The following is a 14,985-nucleotide window of genomic DNA, read 5'->3' as shown; positions in this document are numbered from 1 at the left end:
CCATCGGCGCTGAAGAGCTTAACTGCTGTGTTCGGCATGGGAACAGGTGTGACCTCTTCGCTATTACCACCAGACCTCTTATGTATCGTGTCCCTTTTCTTAAGGACAAGTTAGATTATATATGCTCCAGAAAGAAAAAGCAATACATTATTTAAAATTAACTAGATTTTTTTCGTATTACATTCTTTTCGTTACATTTAATGCCTTACCAAACGCAGACTTAAGGTTCTATTTACAAATAACGCAACTCTTATTTTACATGAACCGGAAGCAGTTTGGCAACTGGCGGCAAAAGTACTTTCATCAACCACGACTCCTTCAAATGTGAAACATACTACGCTATCCCATTTAACACCCAGGGCATTATAAATACCATATCCAATAGCATCGGATCTTCCAACGGCAGCTTTCAATGAAAGCATATCATTTCTGTATTACAACTCAAAAAAACTGCCAGATCCCGAGATCCAGCAGTTTTTGCACTTCCCATCAAGGGAAAAGTCTTTTTACAAGTCTCCATCCTTTGAATCAGTATTGCTACTCTACAAATCCTATGCTATTTCTTTATAACACATAAACAAAGATCCTTATTCGAAGACCGTTCGTATCACGTTTTTCACATAGAAAACTCGGACAACCAAGAAATACAGTAGTTGAATCAGCGCAAAACTTCCCAGGACAAGGGCAGATTCTACTGTTAAATTGTAGTCAAACAAGTGCGATAAAGCCGTAAGTGCTACTGCACCGTGAAGGAGTGCCACCACAATCGGCGAGAAAAATAAAATGGCAATTTGCCGGTTCACTACTTTTTTCAATTCTGATTGAGTCAAACCGATTTTGGCAATCGATCGGAACTTGCGCTTCTCTCCATCAATATCCATAAACAATCGGAAGTAAAGAAAGCTTCCCGCCGAAACAAAGAACACAATGCCGATAAACAAGCCGATAAATAGAATCGGTCCATACGCTTTATTGATTTCGTAAAGTGTATAATCAACAGAAAACACTTTATGCTCTATTTGTTCCTCTAACTTTTTCCCAGCTTCAATCACTTGATTTTCGTTTCCATCATTCACATTCCATACCGCAGTCATATCTGTTCTGACAGGGGTTCCAAGCTGATTATAAGTGCTATCATTCACGACATAATAACCGCTCAAACCTAAACCAACTGCAGATTCTACTACGTTACTTGGTTGAATTTCATATCCGTTATCCAGTTGGACGTTGGATTTCTTCAACACTTCACTTGCTTTCTGTCCTCCTGTGATTACCGCATCACTTTGTTCCAAAACGATTGCCTCATTTTCCTCTGGGTGAAGTTGCTTCTCATCGATTATTGCAGCAAAACGGTTGTAATCAGAAGCTTTCACTATCAATACAGGGGACTCTTCCACAGATGTATCATAAAATTCCAAGTCTGCTGTTACCATGTCTGCATCTATTTTCTCTTGATCCAAGATAGCATCGATCTGTTGCAAATCTTGCTCGATCACTTCTTCCCTATCGTCCAGAAACGGACTGTACGTATAAGTATATGGATTCATCTCCTTTACCCCTTTTGTAAGATAAGATTGGAATCCGTATAATGTCCCAATGGCACTAAAAGCAACAGTTGATATAATCGCTACCATGAAAAAGGTTCTAGCGTTATCTTTCATTCGAAATGATAAATCACCGAAAAGCAGCATATTAGTCTTCCGCCAGAAAATCGATTTATTTTTTTTCAACAGTCTGATGCAATACACACTTAATTGCGTAAACAAGATGTATGTCCCCAGTGTCACCACGATAATAACCGGGATCATGGCAAAGACAACACTGGCACCTTTCACATAAAGAGCAACACCATATCCTGCAATTAATAGAAGAACTGCGAGGATAGATAGCATAATCGATGCTTTCGGTTCTCCTTTGGACTGTTTATCACCTTTAATCAGATCCACCAGCTTATTTGTACGTAAAAGGAATGCAACAAAAACCGATATACAGAAAAAGAGAAAGAGGAAACTGACAAATGTTACGACAATCGCCAATACTGGGAAATAAAAATCAAGTGATGCATCGATGATCAATATGTTCTCAGCAATTAAAAGTATTGATTTTGCAAATACTAAGCCAATCAATATTCCGCCAGCGGTTGCAAAAAAACCGATTAAGATATTCTCTAAAAATACCATAAGCCTGATTTGCTTATCGGACGCTCCTAAACCAATCAACAAGCCAAACTCTTTCTTCCTTGACTGCAAGAAGGAGCTCATCGAATACAAAACAAAGAAAAAAGAAAATAGATAAATGATTCCACCAGCGACAGCCATCCCGAACAGGGCATACTTATTGGTGGACCCATCTGATAAAGCTGGATGGAAAGCAAAGATCGCAAATGTAAAAAATACCATCACCGTAAACAGACTGCTGAGGAAGTAAGCAATATATAGACGTTTATTGCGTAAGACATTTCTAAACGCGAACTGTCGAAAAGTCATTTCCCTCTCCTCCCATCAGTGAAAGCATATCGATTATCTTCTGGAAGAATGCCTGTCTGCTCTCTCCTCGATGAATCTCGGAATGCAGCTTTCCATCCCGAATAAAAACAACACGGTCAGAATAACTTGCAGCCTGCGGGTCATGTGTTACCATCAACAAGCTTGTTTTATTGCTTTCATTGATGGATACCAGCATCTTCATGACATCCTTGGCCGCTTTTGAATCAAGGTTTCCTGTAGGCTCATCCGCTAACAGCAATTTCGGCTCATGGATCATCGCCCTGGCAATGGCCACACGCTGCGCCTGTCCTCCGGAAATCTCATACGTACGCTTATTCATAATTGGTTCGATACCAAGACTCTTCGCTATTTGCTGCGCTTTCTTCTGCATATCTCCTGCACGAACACCATCCAATGTGAGCGGCAGGATGATATTTTCCTGAACAGTAAGGGTATGCAATAAGTTGAAATCTTGAAAGATGAATCCTAATTGATTACGACGGAATTTAGCCAAAGCATTCTTCTTTAGCTGATGCGGTTGCTGTCCATCGATTTCCACCTGCCCGGTTGTCGGTGCATCGTTTGTGGAAATGATATTCAAAAGGGTCGTTTTTCCGCTTCCCGACGGTCCCATAATGGCAACAAATTCACCCTTTTCCACTTCTAGATCGATATCCGTAAGGGCGCGATAAGCAACCTTTCCTTCATAGATTTTACTGACTTTTGTAAGCTTGAGCATAATCCATTCTCCTCTCCAATGCTTAATCCAAGCATAGCCTGAACAGTACCCTTCCTACTATCGATTATGCTTTCACGAACCTTACATTGGTGTAAGGTTTTGTGTTTTGGAGAAAATGATCCGGAATGTCGTCCCTTCTCCTTCGATTGATTCCATTTCCAGATAGTGTTCCAGTTTTTCAGCGACCTCTTTCACCAAATACAATCCCATACCGGTAGACTCGCGATATTTTCTGCCATTTTCGCCGGTATAAAACTTATTGAAGATACGTTTCCTATCTACAACCGGAATGCCAACTCCAAAATCCTTCACTTCCAGTACCAATTCATCTGATCTCTCATAGAGAGAAAGGATGATTTGGTTTGATTTTCCTGCAGAGTATTTAACAGCATTATGTACCAGCTGCGATAGCAGGAAGAACAGCCACTTTTCATCCGTCTCCACTATTGCCCCTGTTTTCTCTTCCTTCAGTACTGGATATACTTCATTTCTAATATAGAATCGCTTGTTTTCTTGATTGACTTCGTGGATTAGCTTCGAGAGGACGACAGGCTTGATATGGAAATCTTCTGTAATGGTACGAAGTCTCGCTAGATAGAGAACAGTATTCAAGCCATAACGAATTCGGTCCGTTTCCTCCCGGATGCTGGACGATTCTGGTTCATCCAGCGTTTGTGCTGTTAATTCGATAACAGAAAGCGGTGTCTTCATCTGATGGACCCAACGATCCATAAATAACAAATGCTCACCCTGTCTATCTTCGCCTTTTAGCAGTTCTTCACGATATAAGCGGTACTGGGCAGCAAGCAATTGATCGAGCGCTTCTGAAATAGGTGCACGTTCGGTCGTCTCTAACGATTGATCGAGCGCTGTCAGCGACTTCTGTAATCTATGATAAAAATTCCTTCGGCTTAAATATCGATAACAGAGAAATGCGGTTAATAAAAGCAGTGATAGGAAAAAGGCATAAAGACCCACGCCAAGATCACGATAGCCATCCAGCCAAAATAGTATCGGTACCATCAGAGATTGAATGAGCTGGACCACAATGAGCAGCACATGCTCGCGAAGAAATAGTTTCATGCTCTTTCCTCTTTCCACGTGATGCGTAAACGATATCCTGCTCCCCTGACGGTCTCCACAGCATCTTCAATCCCTATTCCTTGGAACTTATTACGAACGCGCGTTATATTCACATTCAAGGTATTCTCATCCACATAGGCTTGATCATCCCATAATTTCGCCAGCAAATCCTGCCTGCCAGCAACTCGGGGATAACGCTCCAGCAAACTTTCGATAATGTCTGTTTCTTTTTTCGTCAATTGCGTTGATCGATCCCCGAATCGCAATTCCAATCGCTCCGGATAAAAATGTAATCCCTCTTGGGTAAGCACTCTTTCTTCGGACTTTGCCGCATACTCCCCATAAGCACGCCGCATTTGGCTTCTGATCTTCGCCATGACAATATCCGGGTTGAATGGCTTTGTGATAAAGTCATCCCCTCCATTTTCGATCGCCATCACTTGATCCATCTCACCAGTCCGAGCGGAAATAAAAATCACAGGACAAATGGATACTTTCCTGATTTGCCTGCACCAATAATATCCATCAAAACTAGGCAGATTGATATCCAGTAAAATAAGCTTAGGCTGTATATCAAGGAATGTATCCATAATTTTTTCAAAATCTGTAGCAACGGTCACTTCATATCCATACTTCTCTATATGGGAACCTAAGTATTCTGCAATTTTCATGTCATCTTCCACAACCATGATCTTTTCCATAAGTTATTTCTCCCAACTCTTTGTTTAGCTTAATATTACCATCTGAATACCATCGAATGTTATCCCTTAAGGATGTTGTTAAAATCAAAAAAGATTCTAACTCCTGTTAGAATCTGATTGGATAACAATTTTATTGGTCATTGCGTCCTCTATTCCCTTCCGCTGTGTCCGGTATAGAACTATCTTTGCACTCTGCGCATCGGGCAACGCGGGAGCTATTCAAATCAAGATGGTGTTAAAACGTTCAAATGAACCACAAACGTATTCGGCTTATCAGAAGAAGCCCACAACCTTCGCGTAAATCCTTTTAAACAAATCGCAAAAGCTAGATCGTTGCTCGTACAAGTAGATCTCCCTTTTATGATTACATTATATTATTAACTTTCTTAAGTCACGGATATAACAAACCACTTGTCGACAGGAGAAACAAGGTTAACTTTAACAGATGTTACATTTTTCACTTCATCGAATACCCCTATATATTCCATCCAATGTTCATGACCTCCGCCTTTCATTACCAAGCGACTATCACCAGAATTAAAAATTAGTTCACTGCCTTTCCAAAAATACGCAGAATCATCGATTTCGGATACTTCCTTGCCCACCAGCTGCCCATCATTACTGAAAAGGAACTCTACTTGCATCAATACATCTTCTCTCTCATCTGTTTTCAAATGAATTTTCCAGGTATCATTATCGGTCCTTTTTATCGCGATATCCACTTCAAACTTTTGGTTATGGGTTAATTCCCTATGCTGATGCGGGAGCAGATACCAAATACTAGTCTGTTCCGTGCTCGATAAGTATTGATTTGGAATCGGTCCTCGATAGCCTTTTTCTATAACTTTCCTTAAATGATAAGCCCCATCTGTTTTTTCTATTGTCTCCAATTCGATTATCCCTGGTGAAAAGCTGCTATATAATTTGACGCCCAATAATTTCGCGCTTCCTTTGCGTAGTGAAAAAAAAGATTCGTTTCTGCTCATTAATGTAACACTTTCATTATCCTTGCGATAACGAACAACGGGTGCTCCAAAGGATTCATGCATGCTGCTATGTTCAATAATAGAACCATGACCAACATACTTTATTTTCTGTAAGTTATCGCTTACTGGGAAATCTGCATTAAACAGAACTTCATATTCGACCGGCAATGCTCTGTTTGTATACTCTTGTTCTTTGATAAAAGGGAATAATAAATACCCTATCATGATATGGTTATTTACCGGTCCCATATCCTTCAAATTTTCAGCAGCCATGGCTGCCATGGCTCCATAAATGGGATCACAGTCGTGGTGCGCCATCAAGCTGCAGATCAGATGATATGGCGCTAAATCGAGAGCATGGCCATAGTCTTGTCGACCTGAATATTCCGTTACAACCTCACCGTCCGGATGGATGAGGTACTGCATCATATTAAGATTTTTCCTGATATATTTTAGTAATTCTGGCTTTTTTCTTAACCGAGCAATGTGATACATAAAAATATTACTGACAGAATTATAGATACCATTGCTTCTTTCGGTCCATTCTCCATCCGCTGTAATATCGATTCCTTCTGCAAGCCACGCTTCAGCCTGATCCAATAATTCATCATTTCCGAAGATAGCATGAAGATGACACAAGGCAGAAGTCATGACCCATCGGTGGTTCGGGGTGTGACAGCCACCTGTCAGCATTGCCGGTATGGTTCTATGAAGGAAGGTTTTGACTTTGTCCGTTAAATCCTGTGCCTTTCGTCCATTATCCTTATTCAACAAATGATAGATTTGGGCAAATCCAGTTACGATAAATCCAGTATCAGGCGGCGAATTGTAATTGGTCCATCCCGGTGAAATGGTTCCATCTTCATGTTGCTGCCTCAGCATATAATCCAAAGCAGCATCCAACCTTTCCGCTAGTGCATCCAGATGAAAAAAACGGGAATCACGATTCACATAGGCGCTTACCCAGCTGCCAATTACGCTGCCAGTCCCCGTATGACTCGGGCTGGGGATACCCGTAGCTTGAAAGATCACCCCTCCAAAATATCGACTATTCACATCATCTATTTGTAAATCAAAATAGGACTCTGATAAATCGTCATTTAGTTTCACCATTTTTTCATACAAGCCTAGTCACCACCCACAATGAAGATTATTTTACATCAAATTGTACTTATCCCTTTAAGCCGGACGTTGTATTCGAATCCATGATATATCTCTGAAAGACAATGAATAATATAATCATTGGTACTAGGGATATGATGGAAGAAGAAAGGAGTAATACCCAATCAATATTTTCGGCTCCCACTATACTTCTCAAAGCGATTTGCACAGTATATTTATTCGGATCACTTAGTACAATCAACGGCCAGATATAATCATTCCACCTCCATTGAAAGGAAAAGATAGCCAAGGTGATAATGATTGGTTTGGCGATCGGCAGCATCAAGCGGAAGAAAATCCTCCCTTCACTGGCTCCATCAATCCGGGCAGATTCCAAAAGATCATTCGGTACTGTCATAAAGTACTGACGGAACATGAATACCCCTGTCGCAGTATTAATCGAAGGTATAATCAATCCTGCAAGACTGTCGTACAATCCCAAGTTAAGAATGACGGAAAATGTCGGGTTCATGATGACTTCTGTTGGCAGCATCGTTGTTGCCAGCATGCATAGAAAAAATACAGAAAGCCATTTGTATTTATATTTCGCTAAAGCATAACCACAGGAAGCACTTGCTATTACAGTCAGCACAGTAGTGATAACCGCGACTATCAAGGTATTTAGGAAATATTTCAGGAAGTCCATTGTTGCCCACGAATAGACGAAGTTGTCTGTCGTTGGATTTTCCGGTATGATGCTCAAAGGGTAAGAAAATAATTCGCTGCCAGGCTTGAGAGAGCTTAATAATAGCCAAATGATAGGGAAGAGATAGATGAAAGCCACGATATAAAGAGCAGTTGTCAGCATGACTGTTGAAAATCTATCATTCAGTTTATTCATTCCACTCTTCCTCCTTTGGCATATTTAAATTGAATCAATGAAAAAACAAGCAAGATGACAAATAGTACCATGGAAGCCGCACTTGCATAGCCTACTTTCATTTGATCAAACCCTGTTTCATAGATATATTGAACAGCAAACGTAGTGTCCGTCCCCGGTCCGCCTTCTGTAAGCGACTGTACCATTGGAAACTCCTTCATCAAACCAAAAGTGGCAAGCAAAACGACCAGGAATGATGTCGACCGTAGCGAGGGCAAGGTGATATGCCAGAATTTCTGCCATCCAGTCGCACCATCCACATCAGCTGCCTCATATAAAGATTTCGGAATACTTACCAATGCCCCAATGAAAATCAGCATGTTGAAAGCAGTCCCGGCCCATGCAGTGGCAAAAAGGACGACAACGAATGCTAAATTCCCTGTAGATGACCAGGGCAGCGGATTACCGCCAAGTAACTGAATGATATAGTTTACAAATCCGAAACTCTCGCCAAACATCCATCTCCACAGCACCCCTACTACAATCGGGGATATTAACCAAGGAAAGAAGAAAATTGTCTTGGCTACTGTTTTTCCCTTTGTATGCTTACTTACAAGTAATACCGAAACGAACAAAGAGGTACAATATATAAACGGCACACCTATCAATGTATAAAGAAACGTGCGGGACATCGCCTTATAGAAACTTTCATCCTGGAACAAATTGATATAGTTTTCCAAACCGATAAAAGTAGCTGAGTTACCGTTATAATCAGTAAAGGAGTAGTAAATCCCCAAAACCGCTGGCCAAGCAAAAAATATTAAAAACAAGATTAGGTTTGCAGCAATAAACATGAAGGCCCATTTTCGATTTCTATCCTTGTATTTAGGAATTCTCTGTCTTTTATTTTCCGTTTGAGCAGGGGAACTTGCAATCTCATTCATCCATAACACCCTTTCTCTCTTTCAACATCAATTTTGTGAATTGCCATGCTGAAAATCTACGGTGTCCGTGTTATTACAAGTAAGCAGGTAAAAATCGTCATAAAAATGCATATGCAGGTTCTAAAGAAGTGAAAAATTGCTGGGGAGGCGAAAGGATTGGGTGCAATCATTCCTGATGATCGCACCCAATTTCTTTTATTCTTTATTCGCATCGGTAAAATTATTTTTTATGTTCTCGAGGGTCTGATCAATATCAATTTCATCATTGAGTAATTTTACAACTTCATCATGAATGGCATTGCTGGCACTTCTTTTTGAAACAAGCTGCTGCTTGACCATTTCATTTCTTTGCAAGTTAGCTACAGGATCAGAAGAAGCAATTTCATTTTGATAAACAGTATAAGCTTCCTCTCCGACTTCATACTCGATTTCCGCGTCATCTGTAACAGGTAAGTATCCGCCTAAACTGGCTAGCTCTTCATAGTTTTCTTTTTGGTACAGCCAATCAATGAACGCCTTCGCTTCTTCTTCTTGCCCCGATCCATCAAAAGCAACTAAGTAGTTGCCGCCCAAATTAGTTGCCCTGACATCTTCATAAGGCATATATACTGATTTCCATGCAAAGTCTGTTATATTTTTAGAGAAGTCGGTGATCTGCCAAGAACCAGACATATATGCTGCCACTAATCCGCTCTTGAACATGGATGCTGCATCTTCTCCAGAAGTCCAAACAGATTCCGGCATAATTCGGTTATCATTCAAATCCGCAAACTTCTGAATTCCATCCTTTGTTTGATCATTCGTTGTAAACTCGCCATTTTCTTCATAGAATCCATTGCTTCCATGTTGATATAAAAATGCATTCAGACGGTGCTCTGATCCATCCATCACCATTCCATACTTAGCATCTGTTTTTTCCAGCACAGTTTCTAATGAGTTTATGAATTCGTCCCATGTCCACACTTCCTCTTCACTGGTTGGGTAAGGAACACCCGCTTCATCAAACAAATCTGTGTTAATGAACATACCTACTGCAGTAAGATCCAATGGAGGTGCTATTAGCTCTCCATCAACTGTTATGCCTAAATCTGTGTTCACATTGTTTTTTTCGGCAATGTCGGACAAATCCAATAGCTGGCCATTCCATACAGGATTAAATCCAGTAACGCGCGCCAATGCAGGGGCATCTTTGGAACGGATCATATTTGTTATCTTCGTGCCCATATCAGCATAGGGAATATCAACTACTTCTATTTCTACACCAGTTTCTTCTGTATATTTTTTTGACATCGTGGTTAAGGCTGAACCTTCCACTGTATCACCGGATACGTAAAATTGCAGCTTCTCATCTTGGCTGCTACTTGAAGCTGAACAAGCTGATAATAGTAATGTAAAAACTAAAAAAGTGACTATAAAAAGACATTTTTTCATCTCAACCTCACCCTTTTTAGTATGATGTGCTCACCCACACAGATTAATGTAAGCCCTTACATTAAAAATAAAAATTAAATCCTCTTCTTTAGAAGAGAATCGCACTGGCAACCGTTATCATTCAAACAGTTCATCTTTATTATTTATGCATACCAAATCATCAGCCTCCCTTCATCATCATAATCCTCAGTTAAGCGCTTTCATTGATATTATGCATTGTAACACATTTTCATACTAATACAACTACAAAATAACGGTTTTATACACTTAATGCAGTGGAAGTGCGTATCTTCACACCTCAGTATTTGAGGAAAGCCCTTCCCCAGCCTAATGAAAAATGTTGAATTTGATGTTAAGCATGAATACCACTCCTAATAAATTGAGTCAACGACATTTGCTGGTTGTTTCTCTGATAATCAACTCGGGATTATACAATATTCTTTCTTTCGGTTGTACTTGTTTTTTAATCGTTTCTAAAATAAGATCGACTACTTTACTCCCCATCTCTTTTATTGGCTGAGCCACTGTAGTTAATGAAGGTACTGTTGTTTCTGCTAAGATTGTATTATCAAATCCTACGATGGATAATTTGTCTGGAACGACAATGCCCCTTTCCTTAGCCCGCTGCAGCACACCAATCGCCAACTGATCATTACACGCAAATATTGCTGTTGTTGCTGGATTGTATTCCAATATATGATCCAAACAATTTTTCCCGTTTGCTACGGATGCAGTTGTTCTGATAATTCTACTATCGTTAAAAGTTAAACCAAATGTTTCATATGCATCTCGTGAACCAAAAATTCTCATCTTACTGCTAGATGTATTCTCTGCAAGAATAGCTATATTTTCATGCCCTAAAGACAAAAGATGGGAAGTAGCCTCAAAGCCTCCACTGAAATCATCAACTGAAATACAAGTTACACCCAGCGAAGGATCGTCTTGTGTCAGCATCACCAGCGGGATATTTTGCTTCACCAGCTGTTTCAATAAATTCCTATCATTGAATGAAGAGGCAATAATCAAGCCATCGACCTGTTTCCTTTGCAATAACTCCAAGTACTTCTTTTCCTTCTCTTCATTATCGTCCGTGCTGCACATAATGACACTCAGACCTTGCTCATGAGACCTATCTTCAATAGTCCGAGCCAATTCAGAGAAAAAGGGATTGGATATATCCGGAACTAATAAGCCCAGCGTTTCCGTACTTTTTCCTGTCAGCGCTGAGGCCATGACGCTCGGCTGGTAATTTAATTCCTTCATGACGTTCCATACTTTTTGGCGCGTTGAATCCCTTATTTTCCCCGTATTATTTATTACCTTGGAAACCGTAGCAATAGATACACCTGCTTTATCAGCGACATCATAAATTGTGACTCTCATGACTCACTCCTACTCTCTATATCCGTCCTGGTTCTTCTCACCGCCAATGTTAAGCGCTTAACTAAGTAAATCATATTGGGCTATTCACTTTGAGTCAATAACGAGCCGCACAATTTACTCCTAAAGGTACCACTTGCTGTTATATTACATCAACTGCTGATTACCTCCACTGCAATGTTTGAGTACAACTAAACGCTGTTACTACAACTGATGTTTTTGCTTTGTTGGTATGTATACGTCCCATGTCAATGATGCTATAATTCAATCGTATGGCAACTGGACTTTAGAAATATAAGGTGTCTCAATAAATATTTTCGGATTTTTCTAATTAATATATACGAAGAAGGTAAGTTGATGAACAAATGGTATAAAATCGATAATGCTGGAAAAGTATTTCATGCAGTAACAGAAACCTCTAATTCCTCGGTGTTTCGTGTTTCTGTATTAATGAAGAACATTGTTGATGAAAAGATTTTACAAGATGCCTTAGACACTGTAATAAAACGGTTCCCGACATTAGCTGTAAAAGTACGCCAGGGACTATTTTGGGACTTTATGGAGGGGAATGAAGAACGCCTTAAAGTTCAAAAGGAAACTACCTATCCATGCCATCCCATTAATCCAAGGGAGAATAATGGATACTTGTTAAAGGTTTTATACTACAACCAAAGAATATCTGTTGAAATTTTTCATTCCCTGACTGACGGGACCGGTGCTGTTGAATTTCTTAAAACGTTAGTCTATCAGTATCTGACGTTACAAGGGGAAGACTTGGCAGTCGACGGTGATGTGCTATTACCGGATGAAGTTCCAAGTAAGTATGAAATAGACGATAGTTTTATAAGGTATTATCAGAAGACTAAACACGACTATCTGCGTGATAAAGTACCGCGTTCGTTTCAAATTAAAGGAACACCATTTGAACCTTCCGGCATAAACGTCATCCATGGAATAATTAATGCTTCCACATTAAACAATTTTGCCAAAAGCATGGGTGCTTCAATAACTGAATTCCTTACCGCTGTACTCATCCATTCCATTTATTCCGAAACGATGAAATATGGCATATACAATGAAAATATTACGATTGCACTGCCTGCTAACCTTCGACGAAAGTTTCCTTCAGTAACATTAAGAAACTTTTTTTCTGTTGTTAATATAAAAGTGGATATCACGGAGGAAATAACCTTAAAAGATATTATGAAAACAGTATCCGAGCAATTAAAAAGAAAGACGGATATAGAACATTTACAAGATGGTATCAATCGTCATGTGCAGCTGCAAAAGAGCTTAAAAACAAGGATCGTACCATTATTCTTGAAGCATCCGGCAATGCGCTATGGTTTTAAACACTTTGGGGAAATGGGCAAAACACTTACACTTTCCAATATAGGAAATGTTAAGCTGTCTGACTCGATGAAAAACTATGTAGAAAGAATGGAATTCATCCTGTATCCGACTAAAAATAGCCCTATCAATTGTGGAGTGTGTTCCGTTAATGATCAAATGACCATTACATTTGCGCGTTCGATTGTAGAAACGGATATAATTAAATCGTTCTTCAGTCAACTTGCTAGTTTAACCGGTCTTGACGTGAAGGTTTATTCCAATGGCTGGGGGGAAACAAGGTGAGTTATTGCAATAATTGTGGTGTTTCGGTCCAGCATATCACATGTCCCTTATGTCATCGTAAAGTAACTGATCCAGCAGATCATACAAAGCAAAATCTATATCCGGACTATGTAGGTATAGTAGTTAAGGCAAAATCAATCACCACAAGAATCGTAACTTTTTTATCCATTGCCATAATAAGTACATGTTTGCTTATTAATGTGCTTGTAAACATGGAATACCTTTGGGTCCTGGCCGTAGCAGGACCCGTTGTATACCTATTCCTATCTCTGAACCACACTATCTTTTCCTTGGCACATACCGGTTCAAAAATAGTTGTACAAGTGCTCGGTCTATCAATTATGCTAGTATCTATCGACATCATGTCTGGGTTCCATCGTTGGTCGGTGAATTTTGTCATCCCTTTCTTAATTATTGCCGCTACGCTTTTGATAACGGCAATAATTTTAAAAAAGCGGATGCGCTGGCAAGAATATGCAGGCTACATACTTGCAATGATTGTGATGGGCTTTCTTCCAATAGGATTATACATCACTGGTGTTGCTACTATTCTTTGGGCATGTGCAGTTACTTCTTTATATGCATTCCTTACCCTTATCGGGATGCTGATATTTTCAGACAAGACATTAAAGGAAGAATTCGTCCGCCGTTTTCATATATAAACCTGGATTCTCCTTCTTTGTCTTATTCCTCTTTCAGATTTGCTGCAGAAGGCACTGATCCAACTCTCTTCATTACAAAAAATTGTTCCCAAGTCCACTGTCTTGGGAACAATAGACTCTAACCTTATGTTAGAATCTTGAACGAATATTCTTTTTAAGTTGCTCTGATGCTGTTGAATCATATTACCGCTACAGGTGTTCTGTACTTTGGCATTTCGCGCTGCGACTAACAGTATACTGCTCTTCTAATTTGTGCATGGCTTATGCGCATCTATAATCAGCTGTATTCTAGCTATAGAACTGAAAAAACAAGCAACAGACCTTTTATGCCATCCTTACAGCGATTGATGTAATAGTAATGCTAAACCTGTATTTAGGTGTAGATGGCACATCAAGAGCAGTAAAAATAATGAACAAACAACTGGCATTATTATAGTCCTTTTGTTCATTTGTATTCAGGAATTACCTATAGAGAATTGGCACAGATCTTATGGTCATCAAGTTAGATTAAACAGATAAGGTTACGCTCCCTATCTCTGAATTGCAATACATTAAATTTCTAACATTATTAGATCGAAACCGCGCATTAATAACTTCCTTGCTGCTATACACCGTGTTTTTTATGTATTAAAAATTTCAGTAGATAATACTGTTTACCTATCTAACCTTGGATGCATATACGCTTAATGCTTCAACATTGATAATTTTGCCAAGAACATAAAGAGAAATGCAAAAAAGACCCTAACTTTACGTTAGAGTCTTGATTTGACAGCTTTGGCATGCTGTCCGATGATACCGGTGGCCGGGGTCGAACCGGCACTCCTTACGGAACACGATTTTGAGTCGTGCGCGTCTGCCAATTCCGCCACACCGGCATGTCATAAAATATTCTATGGAGGCGGCAACCGGATTTGAACCGGTGATCAAGGTGTTGCAGACCTTTGCCTTACCACTTGG

The 14,985-nt window shown here is 39.8% G+C and carries 11 protein-coding genes, 1 tRNA gene and 1 rRNA gene; 2 read left to right on the top strand and 11 right to left on the bottom strand.

What is annotated here, in order from left to right; translation table 11 throughout:
* The 10 genes from rrf to AB1K91_RS19855 all read right to left on the bottom strand — a co-directional run.
* Positions 1–74 (bottom strand): 5S ribosomal RNA (gene rrf / locus AB1K91_RS19900); the annotation flags it as partial.
* Between the two features lie 513 nt (positions 75–587).
* Positions 588–2,486, bottom strand: coding sequence for an ABC transporter permease (locus tag AB1K91_RS19895; protein WP_413092422.1), 1,899 nt, complete (start codon positions 2,484–2,486; stop codon positions 588–590).
* Positions 2,461–3,225 carry an ABC transporter ATP-binding protein gene (locus AB1K91_RS19890; RefSeq protein WP_413092421.1) on the bottom strand — a complete coding sequence of 255 codons (765 nt, stop codon included), beginning with the start codon at positions 3,223–3,225 and terminating at the stop codon, positions 2,461–2,463. Before AB1K91_RS19890 ends, AB1K91_RS19895 begins: the two co-directional genes overlap by 26 nt.
* A gap of 81 nt (positions 3,226–3,306) precedes the next feature.
* Positions 3,307–4,308, bottom strand: coding sequence for a sensor histidine kinase (locus tag AB1K91_RS19885; RefSeq protein WP_413092420.1), 1,002 nt, complete (start codon positions 4,306–4,308; stop codon positions 3,307–3,309).
* The gene (locus AB1K91_RS19880; RefSeq protein WP_413092419.1) at positions 4,305–5,009 is read right to left on the bottom strand and encodes a response regulator transcription factor; all 705 of its coding nucleotides are present in this window, start codon (positions 5,007–5,009) and stop codon (positions 4,305–4,307) included. Before AB1K91_RS19880 ends, AB1K91_RS19885 begins: the two co-directional genes overlap by 4 nt.
* Before the next feature lie 386 nt (positions 5,010–5,395).
* Positions 5,396–7,120, bottom strand: coding sequence for a hypothetical protein (locus tag AB1K91_RS19875; protein ID WP_413092418.1), 1,725 nt, complete (start codon positions 7,118–7,120; stop codon positions 5,396–5,398).
* A gap of 46 nt (positions 7,121–7,166) precedes the next feature.
* Positions 7,167–7,997, bottom strand: coding sequence for a carbohydrate ABC transporter permease (locus AB1K91_RS19870; RefSeq protein WP_413092417.1), 831 nt, complete (start codon positions 7,995–7,997; stop codon positions 7,167–7,169).
* Positions 7,994–8,920, bottom strand: coding sequence for a carbohydrate ABC transporter permease (locus AB1K91_RS19865; RefSeq protein WP_413092416.1), 927 nt, complete (start codon positions 8,918–8,920; stop codon positions 7,994–7,996). Before AB1K91_RS19865 ends, AB1K91_RS19870 begins: the two co-directional genes overlap by 4 nt.
* Positions 8,921–9,115: 195 nt before the next feature.
* Entirely contained in the window at positions 9,116–10,351 is a 1,236-nt protein-coding gene (locus AB1K91_RS19860) for an ABC transporter substrate-binding protein (protein WP_413092415.1), read from the bottom strand.
* 384 nt (positions 10,352–10,735) lie between these two features.
* Positions 10,736–11,734 (bottom strand): LacI family DNA-binding transcriptional regulator, encoded by a 999-nt coding sequence (locus tag AB1K91_RS19855; RefSeq protein WP_413092414.1) that lies wholly within the window; start codon positions 11,732–11,734, stop codon positions 10,736–10,738.
* A 354-nt stretch (positions 11,735–12,088) separates the two neighbouring features.
* Here AB1K91_RS19855 and AB1K91_RS19850 point away from each other — a divergent pair, with 354 nt between their 5' ends.
* Positions 12,089–13,366, top strand: a complete 1,278-nt coding sequence (locus AB1K91_RS19850) for an alcohol acetyltransferase (RefSeq protein WP_413092413.1) — start codon at positions 12,089–12,091, stop codon at positions 13,364–13,366.
* Positions 13,363–14,028 carry a DUF6320 domain-containing protein gene (locus AB1K91_RS19845; protein ID WP_413092412.1) on the top strand — a complete coding sequence of 222 codons (666 nt, stop codon included), beginning with the start codon at positions 13,363–13,365 and terminating at the stop codon, positions 14,026–14,028. The genes AB1K91_RS19850 and AB1K91_RS19845 overlap by 4 nt, the downstream gene beginning before the upstream one ends.
* 793 nt (positions 14,029–14,821) lie before the next feature.
* Here the strand turns inward: AB1K91_RS19845 and AB1K91_RS19840 are convergent.
* A tRNA-Leu gene (locus AB1K91_RS19840) sits at positions 14,822–14,903 on the bottom strand.
* Between the last annotated feature and the right edge of the window lie 82 nt (positions 14,904–14,985).

The sequence above is a fragment of the Terribacillus jepli genome (genome assembly GCF_047228925.1).
GTDB lineage: Bacteria > Bacillota > Bacilli > Bacillales > Amphibacillaceae > Terribacillus.
Note: the sequence above shows the minus strand (reverse complement) of the source record. Positions and strands in the feature narration are given on the sequence as shown.

Coding starts and splice junctions, on each gene's coding strand:
- AB1K91_RS19860 (WP_413092415.1), bottom strand. CDS start 10,351: ATGAAAAAATGTCTTTTTATAGTCACTTTTTTAGTTTTTACATTACTA.
- AB1K91_RS19865 (WP_413092416.1), bottom strand. CDS start 8,920: ATGAATGAGATTGCAAGTTCCCCTGCTCAAACGGAAAATAAAAGACAG.
- AB1K91_RS19880 (WP_413092419.1), bottom strand. CDS start 5,009: ATGGAAAAGATCATGGTTGTGGAAGATGACATGAAAATTGCAGAATAC.
- AB1K91_RS19890 (WP_413092421.1), bottom strand. CDS start 3,225: ATGCTCAAGCTTACAAAAGTCAGTAAAATCTATGAAGGAAAGGTTGCT.
- AB1K91_RS19855 (WP_413092414.1), bottom strand. CDS start 11,734: ATGAGAGTCACAATTTATGATGTCGCTGATAAAGCAGGTGTATCTATT.
- AB1K91_RS19870 (WP_413092417.1), bottom strand. CDS start 7,997: ATGAATAAACTGAATGATAGATTTTCAACAGTCATGCTGACAACTGCT.
- AB1K91_RS19885 (WP_413092420.1), bottom strand. CDS start 4,308: ATGAAACTATTTCTTCGCGAGCATGTGCTGCTCATTGTGGTCCAGCTC.
- AB1K91_RS19850 (WP_413092413.1), top strand. CDS start 12,089: ATGAACAAATGGTATAAAATCGATAATGCTGGAAAAGTATTTCATGCA.
- AB1K91_RS19895 (WP_413092422.1), bottom strand. CDS start 2,486: ATGACTTTTCGACAGTTCGCGTTTAGAAATGTCTTACGCAATAAACGT.